This window comes from Crossiella sp. SN42, from assembly GCF_023897065.1.
Taxonomy (GTDB): Bacteria; Actinomycetota; Actinomycetes; order Mycobacteriales; family Pseudonocardiaceae; genus Crossiella.
Genome location: NZ_JAMHIV010000014.1, coordinates 107649 through 129354, shown reverse-complemented (window position 1 = coordinate 129354; position 21706 = coordinate 107649). Strand labels below are relative to the sequence as shown.

Below are 21706 nucleotides of genomic sequence, written 5' to 3'. Positions count from 1 at the left end.
CCAGCTGGTATCGCAGCTCCCACCCTGCGAAAACCTTCCGGGCCTGTAACGCGGGGGCCTCGGTTGCCGATATCTTTTTCTCTCCCGTTTGCCACAAAGCGGCTCGCACTTATTCACCTCGCGGTAACGCCACCATTTTTTGGGCATGGGAGAGCCACGTGTGTTACCTAATCCCCCGTGACCAGGTAACGGTCAACGCCTGCCTGTCGGTGACTTACTGAAAGCCGCCTGGCCGCGCCCAGGCTGAAGCCCCTGTCCCCGTAGATTCCGCGCTGCGTGAAACTCCCCCGCCGTTCGGAAGGTAGTCGACGCCAAAAACAGACAAAAATCGTCCGAACGGGGGACGCAACTGACCGATAGTCAGGTTTTACGCCAAACGGCGTAATACTTAGACCCAGCTGGCCTAACCGGGTCGCTACCGTTCAGCCCCATCTCGATCACTCGGAGACATCGGCCACAGTCGACTCGTTACGACTCGGTGACCTCATTTCACCCGCATGAGGGACCTTCGGCGGGGTAATCGCCTCGACTGGCGGGCGCGCCGCCGGGATGACCGGCCGGGAGGGGTCCGGCCGGGCGGGCTTGGTCAGGTAGGGCCGCAGCAGCCTGGTGACGGCCAAACCCGGCGCGAGCAGCGGAACCATGCCCGAAAGGGCAGCCGCGACCGCCCCAGCGGTCAGCACGTCCACCGGCAGCAGCCGCGCCCTGCGGTCGACCAGCTTGCCGCGGTTGGGTAGCGCGCACAGCGCCAGCAGCGCGATGAAACCGGCCAGCACCAGCACCGCCCTGGAGATCGCGGGCTGGTAGCCCAGTCCCTCGGCCGCGGCCATCACCAGCAGCCAGCCGGCCAGCGCGGGCAGCAGGGTCCGCTCGGTGGTGGCCGCCCACAGCAGCCCGGCCGCCCAGGCGGTCGCGGTGAGCAGCCCGGCGTGCGCCGGATCGCGCAGCCAGCCGCCGACCACGTCCAGCCAGCCCGCCGCGCCCTGGCCGAAACGCGACAGCACCGCGCGCGGCACGTCCAGCGGGGTGAACACCGCGCCGGTGGTGTTGAACTGGGCGCCGACCCAGACCAGCACCCACACCGAGATCGGGAAGGCCACCACCAACTGCCAGCGGGGACGGCTGACCGCGCTCGCCCAGGCACCGGGAAGTTCACGCCACCTCGACCACGTCACAGCCACGTCCTCGATCCTGGTGTGGTCGCCGTCGGTGAGCAACCCACAACGGAGCGCGTCCAGTGGAAAATCGTTCAACCAGGGAATTGTTGCCCCGGCAGTAGAGTGCCCCCATGCACCACGGCGGCTATCCCCATGGCGGCAGCTCGGCGTTCCTGTTGGCGCAGCTCGGGTTCACCGCGGCCAGGCGGTTCGCCGAACGGCTGGCCCCACTGGACCTGGAACCCAGGCACGTCGGCCTGCTGCGCGTGGTGGCCGCGGCCGAGGGGCAGTCCCAGCAGGCCATCGGCGAGCGGATGCGGATCGCGCCCAGCCGGATGGTCGCCTTCGTCGACGACCTGGAGGCGCGCGGCCTGGTGCAGCGCAAACGCAACCCGGCCGACCGCCGCGCCTACGCCCTGCACCTGACCGAGCGCGGCCGGGAGCTGCTGGCGACCGCGCTGGCCGAGGCGGCCACGCACGACGCGGAGATCACCGCCCCGCTCTCCGAGCAGGAGCGGCACAGCCTGCACCAGCTGCTGACCAAGCTGGCCGAGGCGCACGAGCTGGACCAGCACCGGCTCCCCGGCGGGCCGCACTGATGGCCTCGCGGAAGAAGGTCCCGCTCAGCGACCCGGACCGGTACCGGGAGGTGCTGACCGCGGCCCGCGCGGTGCTCGCCGAGGTCGGCTACGAGCGGTTCAACATGGACCTGGTGGCCCGCCGCGTCCAGGCCAGCAAGGCCACCCTGTACCAGCGCTGGCCGTCCAAGGCCGCGCTGATCATCGACGCCATCCACACCTACCAGGCCCGCCCGGACTGCCCGGACACCGGCTCGCTGGTCGAGGACTTCCGGTTCCTGGGCCGCTGGGCGGTCACCCAGACCAACGCCGACACCCGCGGCCTGGTCATCGGCCTGCTGGAGGGCAGCCGCCGGGACGAGGAGCTGGCCAGGCTCTACCTGGAGCGGATGCAGCAGGGCGGCCCCGACCTGGCCCAGCTGGTGGTCCAGCGCGCCGCCGAGCGCGGCGAGCTGGCCCCGGAGGTGGACGCGGAGATCCTGCAGGACCTGATCGGCGCGCTGTACCTGTTCCAGCTGCTGGTGCGCGGCGTGCCGCCGGACGAGCAGCTCATCGACCGGGTGGCCGACGGGATCATCGGCCCGCTTTCAGCCAAACGAGCGACCACCGCCGCCCAGCAGACTCAGGGGAACCCGCCCTAGTTTGCCAAGCATGACGGCTGCGGCAGAGGTGGAGCGCGGTTCCCGGACCAACGTGGTCTTCGGCGCGATGGTGCTCGGCCTGCTGCTGGCCGCACTGGACCAGACCATCGTGGCCACCGCGCTGCCCACCATCGTCAGCGAGCTGGGCGGGGCGAACCACCTGTCCTGGGTGGTCACCGGCTACATGCTGGCCGAGACCATCGCCACCCCGCTGTTCGGCAAGTTCGGCGACCTGTTCGGCCGCAAGATCGTCTTCCAGGTCTCGGTGGCGCTGTTCACCGCGGGCTCGCTGTTCTGCGGGATGGCCACCGGCATGTTCGGCCTGGTCGCGGCGCGGGCGTTGCAGGGCTTCGGCGCCGGCGGCCTGATGGTCACCTCGATGGCGCTGGTGGCCGACCTGATCCCGCTGCGCGAGCGCGGCAAGTACCAGGGCCTGATGGGCTCGGTGTTCGGCGTGGTCACGGTGGCCGGCCCGCTGCTGGGCGGGCTGTTCGTGGACCAGCTCAGCTGGCGCTGGGCGTTCTACGTCAACGTGCCGCTGGGCCTGCTGGTGCTGCTGGTCGCGGGCGCGGTGATGCCCAAGGTGCCCAAGGGCGCTCGCCCGGTGATCGACTACCTGGGCATCCTGCTGCTGGCCCTCGGCGCGGGCGGCCTGACCCTGCTGACCAGCTGGGGCGGCACCACCTACGCCTGGGACTCGCCGGAGATCCTCTGGCTCGGCGTGCTCTCGCTGGTCGCGGTGGCGCTGTTCGTGCTGGTGGAGCTGCGCGCCACCGGACCGGTGCTGCCCATGCGGCTGTTCCGCGGGCGGGTGTTCTCGGTCTCCGGCGTGCTCAGCTTCGTGATCGGCTTCGCCATGTTCGGCGGCATCACCTACCTGCCGATCTTCCTGCAGGTGGTGCAGGGCCACTCGGCCACCGGGTCCGGCCTGCGCATGCTGCCGATGGTCGCGGGCCTGATGGCCGCCTCGATCTTCAGCGGCAGCTGGGTCGGCCGCACCGGCCGCTACCGGCACTTCCCGATCATCGGCACCGGCGTCACCGCCGTCGGTCTGTGGCTGATGTCCCACCTGGACCGCGAGACCAGCTTCGTCACCGCCTCGCTGTACATGTTCGTGCTCGGCGCCGGCCTGGGCCTGGGCATGCAGGTGCTGGTGATCGCGGTGCAGAACACCTGCGACTACGCCGACCTGGGCGCGGCCACCAGCGGCGTGACCTTCCTGCGCACCCTGGGCAGCTCCTTCGGCGTCGCGGTCTTCGGCGCGATCTTCTCCGCCCAGCTGACCGCGAACCTGGCAGGCGCCAACCTGCCCCCCGGCTTCGACCCCGGCGCCGCGGCCAACCCGGAGATGGTCCGCCACCTGCCCCCGGAACTGCTGACTCCATTGGCCACCGCCTACCAGGACAGCCTGCAAACGGTCTTCACCTGGGCCGTCCCAGTGGCGCTGCTGGCCTTCGCCATCGCCTGGCTGCTCCCCGCCGTGCAGCTCCGCGACTCGGTCCGGGACAAGGCAGGCGACCTGGGCGAGGGCTTCGGCATGCCCGAGTCCCACACGAACGAACAGGAGCTGGAGAAGTCCGTCGCCGCCGTCTGGCAACGCCGGCGCAAGGAGCTGCGCCCCCTGCTTCGCGAACGCCTGCGCGACTGCATGGACGAGGCCGACGCCTGGTTGCTGGCGCAGATCTACCGCAACAGCAAGCAGGAAGGCCGCACCACCCTCACCGAGATCGCCGACCCCCTGGACCTGCCACCCCGGATCCTGGAACCCACGGTCACGGACCTGGTCCAGCGCGGCCTGCTCGCCCGCGAAGGCGACTGGCTGAGCTTCACCCCCGACGGCGAACAGGCCATCGTCCGCCTCACCGCCGTCTGGCGAGACTGGCTGACGGAGCTGCTGGCCACCGAAGACCCCACCCGCGAAGCGGAGCTGACCGCCGCCGTCGACCGCCTGGCCCACCGCATGATCGCCGACCACACCACCCTGCGCGAACGCCGCTGGGAACGCCCCACCCACGCCACCCGCGCCTGAGCCACACCCCCCTGGCCGCACTCGGATAACCGTTGCGCCAAATCCACTCCTGGCAGCCCCCCGAACGGGTTACAGTCCACCGCTCGTTCCACTGTTCAAGGAGTACACCGTGCAGTTCGGCATCCTGCTTCTCATCCTGGGCGTCGGTTCCTTCCTCCTGCCCATGATCGGTTTCCAGTTCACCTTCATGAGCCTCATCGAGGACTACCAGCCCTGGGCCGGCATCGGCGTCGCCGCGGTTGGCGCAATGATCACCATCGCGGTGCTGATGAACCGCAAGCCGGAGACGGCCGAGGGCCAGCAGGCGGTCTGATCAGGGCTTTTCTGGGGGATGACCACCTGCGGAGTCGGGTGGTCTTCTTCTTGGTGACGCGTCTCCGGTTGGGTTGACGAGACAAGTCCGCCGCCCGTCATCGCGGGTCTCGCGACGGGTTTGGCCAGTTGAATATGACCGGTCGTCTTGAGATGTCGGAGCCTCAATATGACCGGTCATCTTGGCCTAGCCACCGCCCCGTTTAAGACGACCGGTCATATTGAGCGGGTTCCCAATGTGACCGGTCGTCTTAACCCGCCCGTCCTTCAATATGACCGGTCATCTCAAGCCAGCTCTGTATATGACCGGTCGTCTTCACCTGGGTCCGTATATGACCGGTCGTCTTGAAGCCGAGAAGGATCACCCGGTCGCAGCCGCCCACGCCCCTGGGGTCGACCCACGTCCGCCGCCAACCCACGGTCCGCCCGCCAAGCCCACGTCCGCCACCAGCCCCACGACTGCCCCTGCCAGGCCCGCCGAGCTCAGCCGCCCCACCAAGTTCAGCCGCCCCACCGACCCTCGCCCCCAGCAAGCCCCCGGTCGACCGCGCCAAGCCTCGACCGGTCCGCCAGCTCAGCCGTCCACCAACCCCGCGACCGCCGCCAACCCCCGACCGGCCCCACCAAACCCAGCCGCCACCACACCTACCGCCCCGCCAACCCAGCCACCCCGCCAAGCCCCAGCCACCCACCGGATCCCAGCCACCTCACCAGACCCCAGCCGCCCCACCACACCTACGGCCCCGCTAACCCAGCCGCGCCCGCCAACCCTCGACCGGCCCCACCAAACCCAACCGCCTCACCGCACCTACGGCCCCGCCAACCGCCGATCCCCACCAAACAACCCCGCCGGGTCGTAATGCGCCTTGACCTCCGCCAACCGCCCCCGATACTCCCCCGGCAACGCCCCAGCCACCTGCTCCGCCAACCCCCCAGCCTCCGCGGGCGCCAGCAAGAAGCTCAACAGGTTCCCCCCGGTCCGCCAAGGCGCGCAGGCCGCTTCCACCCGCCGCCCGAAGTCCCCGGCCTCCGCCACGCTCGTCTCATCCGGCGTCACCGCCATCGTGTACACCAGGAACTCCGCCCCCGTCGCCCCCAGCCGAGCCCCCTCGCCCGCGACGTGCCGGGCCTCCAGTGTCACGAACGACTCCCCCGGCTTGGCGAGTTCCAGCAACGCCTCCGGCAGCTCCGTCACCGCGGTCGAATATCCCGTGCGCGGCAAGGGTTTCACCGGGTCGTTCGTCACCGTGTCGATCTCGCGGTACGGCATCTCCCGGAACGTGTCCAGCACGACTCCGGGCCGGGATCGCAAGGGGCGCAACAGCTCCTCGGCCTCGCCAGCGCCTCCGGCGTAAGCGGCGCGCAGCGCGACCAGGGTCCGGTTCCGCAGTGGTTCCGGGAGGGCGGGGCTGGCCGGGTACTGGAGGAAGGTCAGGGCGGAGGTCAGTTCCAGCGGGGTGTCGCCAGCCCATTCCCGGTACAGCGCAAAGATTTCCGGGGCGGACTCGATCGGCCAGTAGGTGGCGCCTGCGTAGACGCGGGGGACCTCGAACAGGCGCAGGCGGAGCTTGGTGACCACGCCGACGTTGGGGCCGCCGCCGCGGACCGCTTGCCACAGCTCGGGTTCGCGGTCGGCGTCGACCCAGCGGAGGCGGCCGTTGGCGGTGACGATCTCGGCGGCCAGGATGGTCTCGGCGCAGAGTCCATATTTCCTGGCCAGCCAGCCGGAGCCGCCGGTGAGGGCGTAGCCGGTGACGCCGACGTTGCCGGAGGAGCCGGACAGGCCGGCCAGGCCGTAGGGGTGGGCGGCTTCCAGCAGTTCCTGCCAGCGGATGCCCGCGCCGATCTCGGCGGTGCGGGCCACCGGGTCCAGGCGGATGCCGGTCAGGCCGCTGGTGTCGATCAGCAGGCCGCCCTCGGCCGGGGCCAGGGCGCCGTGGCCGGTGGACTGGACGCGGACCGGGAGGCTCAGCTCGGCGGCGAAGCGGACCGCGGCCTGCACGTCGGCGGCGTCAGCCGGGGCGATCACGACCTCGGGGCGGTGCCGGATCCGGCTGTTCCACCCGGTGCAGACCTCGTCGTACCGGGGCATGTCCCGGGTGATGATCCGGCCGGTCAGCCAGCTCAGCTGTTCGCTCACCCGGGAAGCAGACCACAGACCGGCGGAGATCAACAGGCGTAGAGCGGATTGGGGTGCACCGGGGCGCAGTAGCGGATGTGCAGGTGGTTGTCGTGGTTGTCATACCGGGTGGTCAGGCCCTCCCTGATCAGCTCGGGGTCGTTGAAGAAGATCAGTTTCACCCGGCCGGCCGCGGTCGAGCGCAGCGCCCGCACCAGCGTCCTGGTGGCGGCGCGGTCGTAGGCGGGGTCCCGCCAGGTGATCCGGCCCGCGGTGCACTGGGCGCGGTCGGCGCGGATCGGCCACAGGTCGACGTCCATGCCGGCCTCGTGGCTGGCGTGGCCCGCGATGTCGCCGCCGTGCTCCTTGCTGACATCGCCCAGCGGCACCTTGCCCTGGCCGGTGCCGGCGAAGGACCGCGCCGCCGCCTCCAGCTGGCCGATGGTCGCGCCGGTGCCCCAGTTGGCCGTGCCGTTGCCGTCGGGGTCCTGGTCACACAGGGCGGCCAGGTCCGGGTAGTCGTAGTGCCACAACAGGTTTCGCCAGGTGTCCGGGCCGGCCACGCCGTCCGCGCCGAGGCCGGCGTGCTGCTGGAAGGCCAGCACCGCGGACCGGGTGGCCGCGTCGAAGCTGCCGCTGACCGGCAGGCTCAGCCTGCGTTTGGCGTTGAGCTGGGCCTGCAACGCCGACACCGCGGGGCCGGTCGCGCCCTGGCGCAGGGTCACCAGCAGCGCGCCCCAGGTCACCGGGCCCGCGATGCCGTCCACGGCCAGGCCCTTGGCCTGTTGGAAGGCGCGGACCGCAGTGGTGGTGCTCGCCGCGTACACCCCGTCGGCCGGCGGGCTCTGCCCGTGCTGGCGCAGCAGCTGCTGGAGCGCCAGCACATCGGCGCCCCGGTTGCCCGCGCCCAGGGCGGGCAGGAACGCGCCGGGGAGGGCCGCGGCCGGAGCGGCCGTGCTCACCAGCGCCAGGGTCGTCACCAGCAGGGCGAGCGCCGCCCGGCCGAGCACACGCGCGAACATGTCAAACTTTTTCGCACATGACCAACTTCAGGACAATCCTCCACCGGTCGGGTCTACAGCGACTGCTGGCCGTTGCGCGGGTCGGGCGGGAACCGCGAGGCGGCCGGGTAGTCCGGCATCTCCGGCAGCTGGGTGCGGTTGGCCGCGAACTCGCGTAGCGCCCGGCCGGGACCGGCCTGCAGGTGCGCCAGCACCCGGCGCAGCGCCTCGCCGCCGAGCTGGTCGATGTCCACGTCCTGGGCGAAACCGGAGTCCAGCAGGGACTGCACGATGCCCCGGCTGGTGTCCAGGCTGAGCTTCTCCTGCTCGGCCAGCAGCTGCACCACCTTCGCGGTGTCGCCGGGGTGCTCGGCCAGGTGCAGGGCGAGCACCGCGTAGTGCCCGTCCTCGACCAGCCTGCGCAGCCGCTGCGCCCTGGTCACGATCAGCTCGCCCTGCTGCTGGTCGGCCAGCATGGCCAGCCGGTGCTCGCGCAGCCGCTCGTCCTGGGTGATCCGGACGTGGCAGCGGAACAGCGTGACACCCTCCGGCAGCGCGGTCGGCGCGATCGCGGGCAGCTGGTTGAGCGCGGTCTCGGCCAGCGCGGTCGCCGCCGGGTCGAACCGGCGGGACTCCTGGCGCAGCTGGGCCAGCAGGTGCCTGCGGCACAGTTCGACCGCGTCGGTGAGCCGGTTGCGCACCACCTGCACCGGGTCGTGCACCCGCCAGCCGAACTCCAGCTCGGTGTGGAACTGGAACAGGTCGCCGTGGCAGGGCAGCAGCACGTTGGTCAGCGCCCAGTGGTCGGCCAGGTCCACCTCGTACAGCCAGCGCACGCCGCCGGAGCGCCACTCCCGCGCGCTGGGCATCCGGGACGGCACGTACACGTTGCCGTCCACCGTGGACAGCACGAACGTGGTGTGCGGGCGGGGCGCTGGGCGGCCGGCCAGCATTCTGCGGGCCGGTAGCTCGATCTCACTGCGGATGGGGCTGCGGAGGTCGGCGGTGAGGTGGGGTTCCGCCGTGTGCTCGTCATGGGGTGCGGTCAAGGCCGTGCTCCTCGGACTGGTGACGACAGCGCGTCGAGCACCGCGGCCGCGGCCGCGGTGGCTGGCGGGTCGGCGTCCGGCCAGGTGAGCGCGGCGCGACGCAGAATCTCAACCTCCCTCGGCAGTCTCGCGATGGAGCGGGCCAGCCTGGCCAGGGCCGTGGTGGCGGCGGTATCACCTTCGCAGGACTGTGCCCACCAGCGCAGCACCCACCTGGCCGGGCGATTGACGAGCGGGTCGATCAGCGCCCGCCGCCACAGCCCGGCCAGCGCCGAGGACGGCTCCGCCCCCTGGTCAGCCCACTGCAACAGCCGCGGCGCGCTGCTCTCGCCAGGGCGGCACAGGTCGGCGCAGAGCTGGAGGAACCCGTAGACCCCGACGTGCCTGCGGTGCGCCCGGTGCGAGGTCGCCCAGCTCTCCACGGTGGCGATCACGGTGGCCAGCAGCGCGTCGTCGGCGGAGCGGGCCAGCTCCACCAGGCTCTGCGAGATGGCGAACACCCCGCCGGGATCGGACTGCCCGGCCAGCTCGCCGAGCACCTCGAACGCGGTGTCCGGCACCAGGTGGCCCAGGGACTCGCCGAAGGCGCGGGCCGCGGTGCGGCGCAGCTGCCACTCCCCCGAGCGGGACCAGCTGTGCGCCAGCCGGACCACCGCCCCGGTCAGCTGGAAGTCGCCCGCGGCCACGCCCAGGGCCACCAGCGCGGCCTCCCGGCCCGCCGGGTCGTCCCCGGCGGCCCACGGCTCCAGCACGGCCCTGCGGAAGGTCTCGAACTCCCTGGACATCAGCAACCCGACCGCCGCGCCCGCCCCGCCGCGCACCGGGCGGGCGTGGTGCGTGCCCAGCTCGCGCAGCCAGCGCAGCAGCGCCGGGCGGCCGTAGTAGCCGGCGCACCACAGCTGGTCCACGATCCACGGCCGGTGGTCGGGCTGGCGCAGCCGGACGATCTCGGTGGGCACCCGGCCGTAGGGGGTGTGGCTCCAGGCCCGCAGGATCTCGGTGCGGGTGCGCTCGCAGCGGGCCTGCCGCCCGTGCGGCGGCCCGTCCACCCTGGCCGCGGCCCGGCCGGTGGTCAGCCGGTCCAGCCGTTCGGCCAGGTCCACCACGGTGCCGTAGGCCAGGCCGTCGAACATGGCCACGCACAGCAGGAACGCCCGGTCCGGCGAGGACACCTCGTCCAGCCAGGCGCGCAGCTCCTCCTTGGAGCGCACGGTCAGCCGCTGGGCGATCTCGGCCGCCTCCGCGCCGCGGTCCAGCCGGTCCAGCCTGGCCAGCTCCTCGGCCAGCCGGACCAGCGCGGCCGCCTCGAACGGCTCCTGACAACTGCCCTCGATGAGCTCGGCGACCGCGCGCTGCCTGGTCAGCTCGGCGATCCGGTCGGCGGCCAGCAGCCTGCCCAGGTGGGCCAGCACCAGCGCCTTGGGCTCGGGGTGGTCGGCCACCGGCAGCTGGCAGGGCTTCTCCGCCACGCCCGCCCCCGCCACGGTGAGCACCAGCCGGGCGCCGCGCGCGGTGACCTCCTCGTCCAGCCGGTGCAGGTCCGCGCCGCGGGCGGCGGCCAGCACGTGCGGCGGCAGGTCGGTGACCAGGTAGCCGCGGCCGGACTTGAGCGCGCCGGTTGGCAGCCGCAGCAGGTCCTCGATCGGCTCGAACTCATACACCTCGCCGTGGCAGCGCTCGTCCAGCAGCACCATGCCCAGCGCGGTCTTGCCCCAGCCCCTCGGCCCGGCCAGCAGCACCAGCCCCGGCCTGGCCAGCCTGGCCCTGATCGCCGCGGCGCTGCCGGGTTCGACGAAGGCGCCGCGGAAACCGGCCAGCACCGGCGCGGCCACCCGCCTGGCCACCGGCTCGGCGGTGTCCACCCCGCCGCCGCGGCGGCCGACGAAGGAGTCCCGGCCGACCACGTCGCCGGTGACATCGCCCATGATCACGATCGGCGCGGCGGCCTGCCCGCCGCCCGCCGGGCGCAGCGTGCTGACCTGGCGGTGGATCTCCTCCACCAGCGAGACGGAGTCCAGCAGCCGGGCCGGGCTGCTCAGCTGTTCCTTGATCTTGTCGAGGGTCAGCGCCCGCGCGGCGTCCCGGTTCGGGCCGCCCTCGCCCTCGGCGCCGCCTGACCGGCCGGTGTGGTCGACCCCGTGGTGTGCCCGATCCGGGAGCGGTTCGGCCAGTCCTCCGACGCGGTCGGCACTCACCATGGCCCGCCGACGTGCTTGTCCCTGCCGACCACGTCACCGTTGACGTTGCCGCGCACGGTGATCGCGGGCGGCCCGCTGCTGCCGCTGTCGAGCTCCAGCCGGGCCAGCGGGGCCAGGATGCCGGGCACGTGCACCCACGCCTCCGCGCTGACCTCCTTGCGGTGCACCTCGATCTGGTGGAAGGAGGCCGGGTCGACCGCGCCGTAGCCGTGCCGCACCACCGCGTTGTGGATGGCCTCGGAGACGATCACCACCAGCTCCGCCTCCGGCACCGCGGCCAGCACCTCGTAGAGCGCCTCGCTGCCGACCAGCCGGAAGGCGAAGTTCAGGTCGGTGCCGGACCAGCCGTCCCGGTCCCGGTGCACCTCACCGGCGTGCACCGACATGCGCAGCCGGATCTGGCCCTGCTCGCTGGTGAACTGGTTGTGCTGGCGCAGCGCGACGGCAAGCCTGCCGATCAGCGGGTCCAGCAGCCGGACCTTGGACACCGAGGCGGGGATGAGCAGGCACTTGCCGTCCCCGCGGTCCTCGATCGCGAGCTCGTCCCAGTCGATGCCGGACTCCTCGAAGGCCTGCTTGAGGACAGCCGTCAGCCCGCTGCGCAGCAGCAGCTGGAACCGGTCATCTCTGGTGCCGAACTTCGCGATGTCCACGACCACGATCGAGAAATGCACCGGGTGGTATTGCATCAGCGTGTGTTTACCCTAAAACCGCAGGTCAATCTGTGATCCAACGCACTTTCGAGGTGTGATTCAGTCTTACGTCCCAAGGTAGGAGTCCAGCCGGGTGGGGGCCAGAATCGTGATCCGCCGCCGCGCGGTGGACAGCAGGCCGTCGTCGCGCAGCTCGGCCAGCGCCCTGGACACCGACTCGCGGGTCGCGCCGATCGCGCTGCCCAGCTCCTCCTGGGTCAGCTGCGCGGCGATCTCCACCCCGCCGTCGGCCCGTTCGGTGCCGTGCGTGGCGGCCAGCTCGCCGAGGAAGCGGGCCAGCCGCTGGGACACCGTGCAGGTGCCCACCTCCAGCCGTCGCCGGTCAGATTCATCCACTCGGGTGACCAGTAAAGACAGCACGTCACAGGCGAGGCCGGAGAACTGGCGCAGCAGCGAGCGGAACCGGGCCGAGGCGATCACCACGACCGTCGAGTCGGTCAGCGCGACCACGGTGGCCGAGCGCCGACGTGCGGTTATCGCGCCGAACTCGCCCACCAGCTCACCGCTGCCGCGCAGCGCGAGCACGCTGTCGGTGCCGTCCTGGCTGACCACCGAGATGCGCAGCAGGCCGTGCTCGACCAGCAGGACCGAGTCGGACTCGTTGTCCTGCCTGAACAGCACCGTGCCCCGGCGCACGCTGCGACGACGCCCGACGTCGGCCAGTAAAACCCGGCTGGCCGCCCCGAGCCCTTCCACGCTCATAGAGGAAGGGTCGACGTTGGCGCTGGGGAATATGGAGGGGAAAGGTCCACTACTCACCCGATAGCCAGCAGATAATGCCCCGAACGGCCCAATGCGAACAACTCCCTGTCACAGCGTTTCTCCCTACCGGAGTAAGGTAATCCCGACCTCCGTGTGAAGGCCACAAAACTTGCCGGTGCACCCATTTCCTTCTGGTGAGATGGTGCTATGCGAGTCCTGGTCACCGGCGCGAGCGGCTATGTGGGACAGGCCGTCGTACGCCAACTTTCCCAGACCGGCCACGAGGTCGTGGCGCTGGTCCACCGCTCAGTGGTGAACGTGCCCGAGGGGGTGGAGCTGCGCAGGGGCGACGTGCTGGACGGCGAGGGCCTGCTCGCGGCCGCGGACGGGGTGCACGCGGCGGTGCACCTGGTCTCGCTGACCAGGATCCGCGAGGCCTTCGCGCACCCCACGCTGTACTACCGGGTCAACCTGGGCGGCACCCTGCACGTGCTGGAGGCGCTGGCCAGGCAGGCCGAGGTCACCGGGGTGAAGCCGAGGCTGGTGATGGCCTCCACCGCCAGCGTCTACGGCAACCCGGAACGCCAGCCCATCGACGAGACCACCCCGGTCGCCCCGCAGAACCCCTACGCCGCCTCCAAGGTCGCCGCCGAGGAGGCCATCCGCTGGCAGGTGGCCACCGGCGGACTGGGCGCGGTGGTGCTGCGGATCTTCAACATCGCCGGCGCGGTGGGCGAGCTCGGCGACTACGACGACACCCGGATCATCACCAGGACGGTGGGCGTGGCGGCGGGCCACCTGCCCTCGGTGGAGATCAACGGCGACGGTTCGGCGGTCCGGGACTTCGTGCACGTCAACGACGTGGCCAGGGCCATGGTGGCGGCGCTGGAGGACGCCACGCCGGGCCGGTTCGACGTGTACAACGTGGGCGCCATCCCGGCCAGCGTGGCCCAGATCGTGGACGCCGTGCGCGAGGTGACCGGCCGGGAGATCCGCGTCACGCACCGCCCGGCCAACCCCGGCGAGTCCGCGCGCTCGGTCGGCGACAACTCGCTGATCAGGCAACGTCTTGGCTGGTCACCGCGGCAGTCCACGCTCACCGAGATGATCCGCGGCCAGTGGGAGGCCGAGCTGCTGCGCCGGCACCGCTGAACGAGGATCAGGCCTATGCGCCTGGACTTCGCCCCGGAGGACACCGGCTCCGGCCAGTTCTACCGCCTGCTCACCGCCGTGGTGCTGCCCCGCCCGATCGCCTGGGTGTCCACGGTCTCGGCCGAGGGCGTGGACAACCTCGCCCCGCACTCGTTCTTCACCGTGGCCTGCGTCGACCCGCCGATCGTGCAGTTCACCTCGGTGGGCCGCAAGGACACCCTGACCAACGTGGAGGCCACCGGCGAGTTCGTGGTGAACCTGGCCACCGAGCCGAACTTCGCCCAGGTCAACGCCACCGGCACCGACTTCCCCCCGGCCACCAGCGAGTTCGACGCGGCCGGCATCCCCCGCGAACCCAGCCTCAAGGTCAAGCCGCCCAGGGTCGCCACCAGCCCCGCCGCGCTGGAGTGCGTGCTGCACAGCACGCTGCGGCTGGGCGACTCCACGGTGGTGTTCGGGCGGGTGGTGCACGCGGCGGTGGCGGCGGAGGTGGTCCGCGACGGGCTGCCGTCCGTGGAGCTGCTGCGGCCGTTGTCGCGGCTGGGGCGGGATGAGTGGGGGACGGTGGGCGGAGTGCGGGAGATCAGGCGGATCCGGCACGCGGACTGGCCGGGGCACTACCGGGGCTGAGCGGCCGAGGAGCCGCCTAGTACCGGCGCTCCCCTCCCCGTTCCTCCGGCGCCCTCGGCCGCAGCGCCCCTCTCGGCACCAGGTGCTTGAGGGCCAGCGGTGGCACCGTGCTCTCCGCCCGGCCCGCGATGCAGAAGGACACCAGCCCGGCCCAGTAGCCCTCCTCGGTGCGCAGCCAGGCGTGCAGGGTGCCCGGGACCCGGCCGCTGACCACCAGGCCCTGCTGGCGGATGAGCAGGGTGGCGGAGGAGGCGTCGCCGAGGAAGCCGTGCCGGTACAGCTCGTTGAGGTCCACCCAGACCGGTCTGCTGCGGTCGTAGACCCGGCCGAGGGAGGGAGCGAGTTGCACCGTTCGGTCGAACACGTGTGCGAGTCTGGATGACTAGGTAGATCGACAGCAAGCCGGGTCACGGGGGCTGACCAGGTCGTCACCCAGGGTCGTGAACCTGGCGGGGTGAATTGCCGACTGTGCTGGTGTGACCGACGACCGGAGTACCGCGTTGCTGGTGGTGCGCTGCCAGCTCGGGGAGCCCTCGGCGCTGGCCGAACTGGTGCGGGCCTGGCACCCACCGCTGTGGACCTACCTGCGCCGGATGAGCACCCCGCAGACCGCCGACGACCTGGCCCAGGAAGCCTGGCTCGCGGTGCTCAAGGGGCTGCCCCGGCTGCGTGAGCCCGCGCGGTTCGCGCCCTGGTTCTTCACCATCGCGCGGCGCACGCTGCTGGACCGGCTGCGCGAGCGCTACCGGCCGGAACCGGTGCTGCCCGAGGCGGTGTCGCCCTCGGCCGAGGTGGTGCTGGACGTGCTGGCGATCAGGGCGGGGCTGGCCGAGGTGCCACTGGTCGAGCGCGAGGTGCTGGCGCTGTTCCACCTGGCCGACCTGTCGCTGCGGGACTGCGCGGCGGTGCTCGGCGTGCCCGAGGCACGGTCAAGTCCCGGTTGTCCCGCGCCCGCGGCCTGCTCCGCGAGCGCCTGCTGGAGAAGGGGTTCGGCGATGAGTGAACGGTTCGACGAACCGTCGTTGTCCGCGGCGGAGGTGCTGGCCCGGCTGGCGCCCGAGCGCAGGCTGCGGCACGTGCTGGTCGGGCTGGCCGGGTTGAGCGGGGCGCTGCTGACCGGCGCGCTGTGGCTCACCGAACCGGCCCTGCCCGCCGTCACCCGGCTGGCCTTCGGGGTGCTGACCGCGATCGGGCTCAGCTGGGCCGCCTTCGCGGTGTGGGCGCTGACCCGGCGCGGGCCGCTGCTGGCCAGGGACAGCGTGGTCGCCGGGTGGCTGGCGCTGGGGTTCGCCTCGGTCACCGCGGCCGGGCTGGCGGTGGTCACCGCCTCGCGCGGCGGGCTGCCGGTGGCGCTCGCGCTGGGCGGCACGCTGGTGGCGCTCGCGGCCGTGGGCTTGACGAGGGCGCTGCGGCGGCGGCGGGAGCTGACCCTGCTCAGGCAACGATTGGATACGGCCTAGGGTTCGGGCATGCGTGGATTTGACGAGCTGGTGCCCCGGTTGCGGGAGTTCGCGGCGGCGCGGGAGTGGGAGCCGTTCCACACCCCGCGCAACCTCGCCATGGCGCTCTCCGGCGAGGTCGGGGAACTGGTCTCCGAGCTGCAGTGGTTGAGCGACAAGGAGATCGCCGAGCAGCTCGACGGTGGCGCGCTGCGCGAGCGGGTCGCCGACGAGGTGGCCGACGTGCTGCTCTACCTGGTGCGTTTCGCCGATGTCTGTGGTCTGGACCTCCCGGCCGAGGCGCATGCCAAGATCGATCGCAACGAACACCGGTTTCCTCCGCTGGAGGCAAACCCTTCCGCCTGAGCGGCAAGGGATTTAGCGTCGTCTTATGGAACTGGAGCTGCGGCATCTGCGGGTGATCTGCACCGTCGCGGACACCGGCAGCGTGACCAAGGCGGCCGCCAAACTCGGTCTGGCGCAACCGGCGCTCACCGCCCAGCTCAACCGGATCGAACGCGCGCTGGGCGGCGCCCTGTTCGAGCGGGACCGGCGCGGCTCCCGGCCCACCCAGCTGGGCGAGCTGGTGCTGGCCCGGGCCCGGCTGCTGCTGCCCGCGGTCAGCGAGCTGCGCGAGGAGGCCGCGCGGCTGGCCAACTCCGCGGGCGATGAGGGCGCCACGCACTTCCGGATCGGCTCGGCCAACGGGCCGATGCTGGGCGGGCTCATGCACCACCTGGGCGCGGACCGGCCGCAGGCGCGGATCTCCCCGCACACCTCCTACTCCAGCGACGAGCTGACCGAGCTCCTCTCCGCGGGTCGCCTGGACTTCGCACTGGTCGGGGCGTGCGGGGAGGCCCTGCCGCCGAACGCGCCCGGCGTGCAGTGGCGGCTGCTCGCGGTGGACCCGGTGTTCGTGCTGCTGCCGGAGGACCACCCGCTGGCGGACAAGGACGAGCTGGAGCTGGTCGACCTGGCCGAGGCGCGCTGGGCGGCCACCCCGGGCGACGGCTGTTTCGGCGACTGCTTCGCCGCCGCCTGCGCCCGCGCCGGGTTCGCGCCAAGGGAGCTGTACGAGGCGGACGTGGTCAGCTGCGTCGACCTGGTCCGCTCCGGGGACGCGGTGGCGCTGTGCCAGCCGACCTTCCGCGAGTGGACCGGCGTGGTCCCGGTGCCGATCGCGGGCATCCCGTTGCGCTGGCGGCAGTTCATCGGCTGGCACATCGACGGCCAGAGCACGGCGGCGGCGGAGCGGATGGCCGGGCACGCGCTGGCCGCCTACGCCGACGTGGTCAGCCGCAGCCCCCGCTACACCGAGTGGCTGGCCGGGCATCCCGGCTTCGGTATGAGGTAACTGGTATCTCCCTCCGCGGGCTGGGCCGGGCCTAACGTGCAGGTCCCTGCATCCCTGCCCATCCAAGGAGACACCGGCATGAGCCGACGCCTATCCGCGTTGCTGGTCGCCGCGTTCACCACCATGGCGCTCTCCGCCGCCGTGGCCCCGTCCTCGGCCGGCGCGCCCGCCGAGGTCGACCCCGGCCTGTTCGCCGCCCTCCAGCGCGACCTCGGCCTCTCCGCCGACCAGGCCCGCGCCCGGCTCGCCGTGGAGGACCTGGCGCGCTCGGTGCGCAAGCGGGTGGCCGCCAGCGCCGACGGCGGCTCCTGGCTCGGCCCGGACGGCCGCCTGGTCGCCGGGGTCACCAGCCAGGCCCGCGCCGAGGCGGTCCGCCAGGCCGGTGGCATCCCGAAGCTGGTGAGCCGCGCCGAACCCGCCCTGGACGCGGTCAAGTCCACTTTGGACAGTGCGGCGGCGAAGGCGCCGGACACGGTGCACGGCTGGTACGTCGACGTGGCCGGCAACAGCGTGGTGGTCCGGTCCCGGCCGGAGGCGCTGGCCGCGGCGCGGGCGTTCGTGCTGGCCAGCGGGGCGCAGGCGGGCGCGGTCCGGTTCGAGTCCAGCCTGGAGCAGGCCCGGCCGCTGATCGACGTGGTCGGCGGCAACGCCTACAACATCGGCTCCGGCTCACGCTGCTCGGTCGGGTTCTCGGTCACCGGCGGGTTCGTCACCGCCGGGCACTGCGGCAACACCGGGGCCTCCACCAGCAACCCCAGCGGCACCTTCCGCGGGTCCAGCTTCCCCGGCAACGACTACGCCTGGGTGCAGGTGGCCGCGGGCAACACCCCGGTCGGCGCGGTGAACAACTACAGCGGCGGCCGGGTGGCGGTGGCCGGGTCCCAGGACGCGCCGGTCGGGTCCACGGTGTGCCGGTCCGGGTCGACCACCGGCTGGCACTGCGGCACCATCCAGGCGCGCAACTCCTCGGTGACCTACCCGCAGGGCACGGTGTCCGGGCTGATCCAGACCAGCGTGTGCGCCGAACCCGGTGACTCCGGTGGCTCGCTGCTGGCAGGCAACCAGGCCCAGGGGGTCACCTCCGGCGGCTCCGGCAACTGCCGCTCGGGTGGCACCACCTACTTCCAGCCGGTCAACGAGATCCTGCAGACCTACGGACTGACCCTGCTCACCGAGGGTGGCAACCCGCCGCCCGGCGGTGAGTGCGGCAAGGGCACCTACTCCGGTTCGCTGGCCGCCAACGGCAGCGCGTACCAGCCGAACAACAGCTACTACCAGTCCACCGCCGCCGGCACGCACACCGGCTGCCTGAGCGGTCCCACAGGCACCGACTTCGACCTGTACCTGCAGAAGTGGAACGGCAGCGCCTGGGCGGACGTGGCCGAGTCGGCCAGCCCCGGCAACACCGAGAAGGTCAGCTACGCCGGCACCGCGGGCTACTACCGCTACCGGGTGCACGCCTACAGCGGCTCGGGCAGCTACACGCTGACCACCGGCGCCCCGTAGGTCCCAGTCGGCGACCGACCCTCGCGGTCGTCGTGCCGGTGGGCGGGTGTGACCTTCCTTCCGCAGGGGAATGGGCCACCCGCCCACCGGCGTTCCGGTGGTCGTGGACACGGACGTGGTGGTGATCGGGGCGGGCCAGGCCGGCCTGTCCAGCTCGTACTTCCTGCGCCGCGCCGGGATCGACCACGTGCTGCTGGACTCGGCCCCGCACGCCGGTGGCGCCTGGCAGCACTACTGGCCCTCGCTGCGCTACGCCGACGTGCACGGCTTCCACGCCCTGCAGGACCTGCCGCTGATCGTGCCCGACCCCGAGCGCCCGGCAGCCGAGGTGCTCTCCGCCTACTTCACCGAGTACGAGCAGCGCTTCGACCTGCCGGTGATCCGGCCGGTGCGGGTCCGCTCGGTCCGGCACGAGGGCGCGGACTTCCGCATCGAGGCCCCGGAAGGCTCCTGGCGGGCCCGCGGCGTGATCAACGCGACCGGCTCGTGGAGCCATCCGCTGTGGCCGCACTACCCCGGCGCGCGCGAGTTCCTCGGCCGCCAGCTGCACACCGCGCACTACCGCGGACCGGCGGAGTTCGCCGGGCAGCGGGTGGTGGTGGTCGGCGGCGGGGCCTCCGCGCTGCGCTTCCTGGACGAGCTGTCCCCGATCGCGGAGACGATCTGGGTGACCCGGCGGGAACCGGAGTTCAGCGAGGACGAGTTCACCCCCGAACGCGGCCGGGCGATCATCGCCAAGGTCGAGGAGTCGGTGCGGGCCGGGAAACCGCCGCGCAGCGTGGTCTGGAACACCGGCCTCGCCCTCACCCCGCTGATCAAGGACCTGCGGGCGCGCGGGGTGCTGCGCCGCCGCCCGCTGTTCGAGCGGATCACCCCCGATGGCGTCACCTGGGCCGACGGCTCGCACGAGCGGGCAGACACGATCATCTGGGCCACCGGCTTCCGGGCCGCGCTCAACCACCTGGCCCCGCTGAAGCTGCGCGAGCCCGGCGGCGGGATCGTGATGGCCGGTGGGCATCCCGCCGCCGAGCCCAGGCTGCACCTGGTCGGTTATGGCCCCTCAGCGAGCACCATCGGCGCCAACCGGGCCGCCCGCACCGCAGTGCACGAGCTCCGCCGGGAGCTGTTCCCCGCTGCCGTCGCGGTCTAGGAACTCGGTGAGGATGCCCGGCACGGCCCGCTCGGCGAACCCGGCCGAGTCCGCCTCGGCCATGTCGTGCACGTGGTACCCGCCCACCACGGTGGCCACCGCGGCGGTGAGCGTGACCACCCCGGCCCGCCGGGAGAACGGGGTGTCGGCGAAGGTCCAGGACAGCACGTCCGCCCGGCGCAGCGCCGCGGTGTCCCGGCTAAGGGTGCCGGAACGCGCCACCAGGTAGCGGCCGGACAGGCCGTGGCCGAGGTTGCGGTAGGCGTCCCTGGCGAACCACAGCACGAACGGCACACTGGCCAGCGCGGTGCTCCAGGCCAGGTGCAGCAGCACGTCCGTCAGCAGGTAGCCCAGAATCCCTTGCACGACAAGCAAAGGCAGCGTCACCAGCAGCAGGCCGCGGATGATCCGCCGCCGGTGCGCCACCTTCGGATGCGCGGTCAGCGCCAGGTCTTCCAGCGGGGACACCGGTTCCCGCAGCACCCCGGCGACCACCCGCAGCGCCTCGGCGCGGGGCGCGGGCGGCAGCACGGCGCTGCGTTCGCTGTCCTGCTGCTCGGTGCCCAGCCCGGCGGCCACCGCCTTGACCTTGGCGCCGCCGCCGAAGCGCAGCAGCAGCGGTTCGCGCAGCACCGCGCCGAAGAGCCTGCGCCGCTCGATGGACACCGAGCGGGTGGTCAGCAGCCCGCGCCGCACCCGCAGCAGGCTGTCGCTGACCCATTCCAGCTGGTACCGCCACCAGCCCTCCACGTAGATCGCCAGCGCACCGAGCACGCCCAGCAGGGTGGAGGCCAGGAACGCCAGCGGGATGGTCCACCACAGCGCGCTGGAGCCGAACTCCACCGCCAGCCGCTGCACCACGGGCAGCCGCCAGGGCTCGATGCCGATCGCCTCCAGCGCCCGGTACCCGACCCCGAGCACCAGCACCATCCCGCCGAAGATCCAGAAGGTCAGCGGCGCGTACCGCAGCCAGCGCCAGCTCATGGTGGAGACCACCGGGTCCTGGGCCGCGGTGTGCGTGGCGCGGGCCAGCAGCTCGGCGCGCAGCGCCCTGGCCACCGGGGCGGCCAGCGCGTCCAGCTTGACCTCGCTGCCGAGGTCGGTGGAGCCCGCGGTGCCGATGCGCAGCGTGGTCACCCCGAACAGCCGGTGCACCGGGCTGGCGGTGAGGTCGACGTTGCGGATCCGGTTGAGCCGCACCGTGCGCAGCTTCTTGGTGAACATCCCGGTGCGCACCTCCACCGCGTCGGCGGTGAGCCGGTACCTGGTCTTGGCCCAGGAGGCGATCCCGGCCGCGGTGAAGGCCAGGAAGCCCAGCGTGATCCCGGCCAGGGTGAGCCAGCCGCGCAGGTTCAGGTGGCCGTCGGAGATCCACAGGGCGGCCAGGAAGGACGCGGCAGGCGGGGCCAGCCAGCTCGTGTGCACCGCGATCATGCGCGGGTCCAGCTTCTGCCAGTCCATCACGCCTCCTCCACCGCGGCGGCCTCGCCGATCCGGCGGGCCAGCTCGGTCGCGTCGTCCAGGCCCAGCCCGGAGATCCGCACGTCGCCCGCGGTGGAGGCGGTGGTCACGATCACCGTGGCCAGGCCGAAACCGCGCTGGATCGGGCCGATCACGGTGTCCACGGTCTGGACCTTGGTCAGCGGGGTGATCCGCCGCCGCTGCCAGAACCAGCCGCTGGCCGAGTACACCGCGGTGCTGCCCAGTTCCCAGGCGTGCACCCGGTACCGCCACGGCGGCATGATGAGCAGGTAGGCCAAGCCGGGCAGCACCAGCACGCCGAGCAGCAGCGGCCCGAGCCAGCGCAGCGCGCCGGGGAAGAACAGCAGGGACAGCGTGGTCATGGTCAGCGCGACCAGGAACGCCGGTCCGGACACGGTGAGCAGCGCCTGCACGGTCCACCAGCGGCGGGCGCGCGGGTCCACCCGGTAGCGCGGCGGCCGGAGCCGGGGCGCGGCGGCGGTCGGTGTGGTCAT

General features: G+C 72.2%; 21 protein-coding genes. 11 read left to right on the top strand and 10 right to left on the bottom strand.

The window, feature by feature from the left end; genetic code table 11:
• Nucleotides 1-437: 437 nt before the first annotated feature.
• Complete coding sequence (locus M8C13_RS18485) at nucleotides 438-1253, bottom strand: hypothetical protein (RefSeq protein ID WP_252481865.1); 816 nt, start codon at nucleotides 1251-1253, stop codon at nucleotides 438-440.
• Between the two features lie 35 nt (nucleotides 1254-1288).
• Between M8C13_RS18485 and M8C13_RS18480 the strand changes: the two genes are divergently transcribed.
• The 4 genes from M8C13_RS18480 (at nucleotide 1289) to M8C13_RS18465 (ending at nucleotide 4718) form a co-directional block, all read left to right on the top strand.
• Nucleotides 1289-1756 carry a MarR family winged helix-turn-helix transcriptional regulator gene (locus tag M8C13_RS18480; protein WP_252481864.1) on the top strand — a complete coding sequence of 156 codons (468 nt, stop codon included), beginning with the start codon at nucleotides 1289-1291 and terminating at the stop codon, nucleotides 1754-1756.
• Nucleotides 1756-2376 (top strand): TetR/AcrR family transcriptional regulator, encoded by a 621-nt coding sequence (locus M8C13_RS18475; protein WP_252481863.1) that lies wholly within the window; start codon nucleotides 1756-1758, stop codon nucleotides 2374-2376. The genes M8C13_RS18480 and M8C13_RS18475 overlap by 1 nt, the downstream gene beginning before the upstream one ends.
• Before the next feature lie 10 nt (nucleotides 2377-2386).
• Complete coding sequence (locus tag M8C13_RS18470) at nucleotides 2387-4405, top strand: MFS transporter (RefSeq protein WP_252481862.1); 2019 nt, start codon at nucleotides 2387-2389, stop codon at nucleotides 4403-4405.
• A 109-nt stretch (nucleotides 4406-4514) separates the two neighbouring features.
• Nucleotides 4515-4718 carry a hypothetical protein gene (locus M8C13_RS18465; protein ID WP_252481861.1) on the top strand — a complete coding sequence of 68 codons (204 nt, stop codon included), beginning with the start codon at nucleotides 4515-4517 and terminating at the stop codon, nucleotides 4716-4718.
• 807 nt (nucleotides 4719-5525) lie between these two features.
• On the opposite strand, the gene M8C13_RS18460 is transcribed toward M8C13_RS18465, so the two are convergent.
• The 6 genes from M8C13_RS18460 to M8C13_RS18435 form a co-directional block, all read right to left on the bottom strand.
• On the bottom strand, nucleotides 5526-6857 hold the full coding sequence (locus M8C13_RS18460) for an FAD-binding oxidoreductase (RefSeq protein WP_252481860.1): 1332 nt from the start codon (nucleotides 6855-6857) through the stop codon (nucleotides 5526-5528).
• A 29-nt stretch (nucleotides 6858-6886) separates the two neighbouring features.
• Nucleotides 6887-7858 (bottom strand): penicillin-insensitive murein endopeptidase, encoded by a 972-nt coding sequence (locus tag M8C13_RS18455; protein ID WP_252481859.1) that lies wholly within the window; start codon nucleotides 7856-7858, stop codon nucleotides 6887-6889.
• A 53-nt stretch (nucleotides 7859-7911) separates the two neighbouring features.
• A complete protein-coding gene (locus tag M8C13_RS18450) occupies nucleotides 7912-8886 on the bottom strand; it encodes a hypothetical protein (RefSeq protein WP_252481858.1) in 975 nt (324 codons plus the stop codon).
• A complete protein-coding gene (locus M8C13_RS18445; RefSeq protein WP_252481857.1) occupies nucleotides 8883-11084 on the bottom strand; it encodes a hypothetical protein in 2202 nt (733 codons plus the stop codon). The genes M8C13_RS18450 and M8C13_RS18445 overlap by 4 nt, the downstream gene beginning before the upstream one ends.
• A complete protein-coding gene (locus M8C13_RS18440; protein ID WP_252481856.1) occupies nucleotides 11078-11758 on the bottom strand; it encodes a hypothetical protein in 681 nt (226 codons plus the stop codon). The genes M8C13_RS18445 and M8C13_RS18440 overlap by 7 nt, the downstream gene beginning before the upstream one ends.
• An 84-nt stretch (nucleotides 11759-11842) precedes the next feature.
• Nucleotides 11843-12499: a Crp/Fnr family transcriptional regulator gene (locus M8C13_RS18435; RefSeq protein WP_185002317.1), complete on the bottom strand. Its 657-nt coding sequence runs from the start codon at nucleotides 12497-12499 to the stop codon at nucleotides 11843-11845.
• A gap of 207 nt (nucleotides 12500-12706) precedes the next feature.
• On the opposite strand from M8C13_RS18435, the gene M8C13_RS18430 reads away from it, so the two are divergent.
• Together M8C13_RS18430 and M8C13_RS18425 are read left to right on the top strand one after the other, a co-directional pair.
• The gene (locus M8C13_RS18430; RefSeq protein ID WP_252481855.1) at nucleotides 12707-13651 is read left to right on the top strand and encodes an NAD-dependent epimerase/dehydratase family protein; all 945 of its coding nucleotides are present in this window, start codon (nucleotides 12707-12709) and stop codon (nucleotides 13649-13651) included.
• Nucleotides 13652-13666: 15 nt separating this feature from the next.
• Nucleotides 13667-14281: a flavin reductase family protein gene (locus tag M8C13_RS18425; RefSeq protein WP_252481854.1), complete on the top strand. Its 615-nt coding sequence runs from the start codon at nucleotides 13667-13669 to the stop codon at nucleotides 14279-14281.
• 16 nt (nucleotides 14282-14297) lie between these two features.
• Here the strand turns inward: M8C13_RS18425 and M8C13_RS18420 are convergent, their stop codons facing one another.
• Nucleotides 14298-14645, bottom strand: a complete 348-nt coding sequence (locus tag M8C13_RS18420; RefSeq protein ID WP_252481853.1) for a hypothetical protein — start codon at nucleotides 14643-14645, stop codon at nucleotides 14298-14300.
• Between the two features lie 112 nt (nucleotides 14646-14757).
• On the opposite strand from M8C13_RS18420, the gene M8C13_RS18415 reads away from it, so the two are divergent.
• The 5 genes from M8C13_RS18415 (at nucleotide 14758) to M8C13_RS18395 (ending at nucleotide 19730) form a co-directional block, all read left to right on the top strand.
• A complete protein-coding gene (locus tag M8C13_RS18415) occupies nucleotides 14758-15741 on the top strand; it encodes an RNA polymerase sigma factor (protein ID WP_252481852.1) in 984 nt (327 codons plus the stop codon).
• A gap of 9 nt (nucleotides 15742-15750) precedes the next feature.
• The gene (locus M8C13_RS18410) at nucleotides 15751-16086 is read left to right on the top strand and encodes a nucleotide pyrophosphohydrolase (RefSeq protein ID WP_252481851.1); all 336 of its coding nucleotides are present in this window, start codon (nucleotides 15751-15753) and stop codon (nucleotides 16084-16086) included.
• A 25-nt stretch (nucleotides 16087-16111) separates the two neighbouring features.
• On the top strand, nucleotides 16112-17074 hold the full coding sequence (locus M8C13_RS18405) for a LysR family transcriptional regulator (protein WP_252481850.1): 963 nt from the start codon (nucleotides 16112-16114) through the stop codon (nucleotides 17072-17074).
• Nucleotides 17075-17152: 78 nt separating this feature from the next.
• Nucleotides 17153-18580, top strand: a complete 1428-nt coding sequence (locus M8C13_RS18400) for a S1 family peptidase (protein ID WP_252481849.1) — start codon at nucleotides 17153-17155, stop codon at nucleotides 18578-18580.
• Nucleotides 18581-18677: 97 nt separating this feature from the next.
• The gene (locus M8C13_RS18395) at nucleotides 18678-19730 is read left to right on the top strand and encodes an NAD(P)-binding domain-containing protein (RefSeq protein WP_252481848.1); all 1053 of its coding nucleotides are present in this window, start codon (nucleotides 18678-18680) and stop codon (nucleotides 19728-19730) included.
• Here the strand turns inward: M8C13_RS18395 and M8C13_RS18390 are convergent.
• The gene (locus M8C13_RS18390) at nucleotides 19641-21191 is read right to left on the bottom strand and encodes a PH domain-containing protein (protein ID WP_252481847.1); all 1551 of its coding nucleotides are present in this window, start codon (nucleotides 21189-21191) and stop codon (nucleotides 19641-19643) included. The genes M8C13_RS18395 and M8C13_RS18390 overlap by 90 nt on opposite strands.
• The gene (locus tag M8C13_RS18385) at nucleotides 21191-21706 is read right to left on the bottom strand and encodes a PH domain-containing protein (RefSeq protein ID WP_252481846.1); all 516 of its coding nucleotides are present in this window, start codon (nucleotides 21704-21706) and stop codon (nucleotides 21191-21193) included. The genes M8C13_RS18390 and M8C13_RS18385 overlap by 1 nt, the downstream gene beginning before the upstream one ends.

Coding starts and splice junctions, on each gene's coding strand:
- M8C13_RS18430 (WP_252481855.1), top strand. CDS start 12,707: ATGCGAGTCCTGGTCACCGGCGCGAGCGGCTATGTGGGACAGGCCGTC.
- M8C13_RS18445 (WP_252481857.1), bottom strand. CDS start 11,084: ATGGTGAGTGCCGACCGCGTCGGAGGACTGGCCGAACCGCTCCCGGAT.
- M8C13_RS18475 (WP_252481863.1), top strand. CDS start 1,756: ATGGCCTCGCGGAAGAAGGTCCCGCTCAGCGACCCGGACCGGTACCGG.
- M8C13_RS18425 (WP_252481854.1), top strand. CDS start 13,667: ATGCGCCTGGACTTCGCCCCGGAGGACACCGGCTCCGGCCAGTTCTAC.
- M8C13_RS18455 (WP_252481859.1), bottom strand. CDS start 7,858: ATGTTCGCGCGTGTGCTCGGCCGGGCGGCGCTCGCCCTGCTGGTGACG.
- M8C13_RS18405 (WP_252481850.1), top strand. CDS start 16,112: ATGGAACTGGAGCTGCGGCATCTGCGGGTGATCTGCACCGTCGCGGAC.
- M8C13_RS18470 (WP_252481862.1), top strand. CDS start 2,387: ATGACGGCTGCGGCAGAGGTGGAGCGCGGTTCCCGGACCAACGTGGTC.
- M8C13_RS18410 (WP_252481851.1), top strand. CDS start 15,751: ATGCGTGGATTTGACGAGCTGGTGCCCCGGTTGCGGGAGTTCGCGGCG.
- M8C13_RS18480 (WP_252481864.1), top strand. CDS start 1,289: ATGCACCACGGCGGCTATCCCCATGGCGGCAGCTCGGCGTTCCTGTTG.
- M8C13_RS18435 (WP_185002317.1), bottom strand. CDS start 12,499: ATGAGCGTGGAAGGGCTCGGGGCGGCCAGCCGGGTTTTACTGGCCGAC.
- M8C13_RS18390 (WP_252481847.1), bottom strand. CDS start 21,191: ATGGACTGGCAGAAGCTGGACCCGCGCATGATCGCGGTGCACACGAGC.
- M8C13_RS18385 (WP_252481846.1), bottom strand. CDS start 21,706: ATGACCACACCGACCGCCGCCGCGCCCCGGCTCCGGCCGCCGCGCTAC.
- M8C13_RS18400 (WP_252481849.1), top strand. CDS start 17,153: ATGAGCCGACGCCTATCCGCGTTGCTGGTCGCCGCGTTCACCACCATG.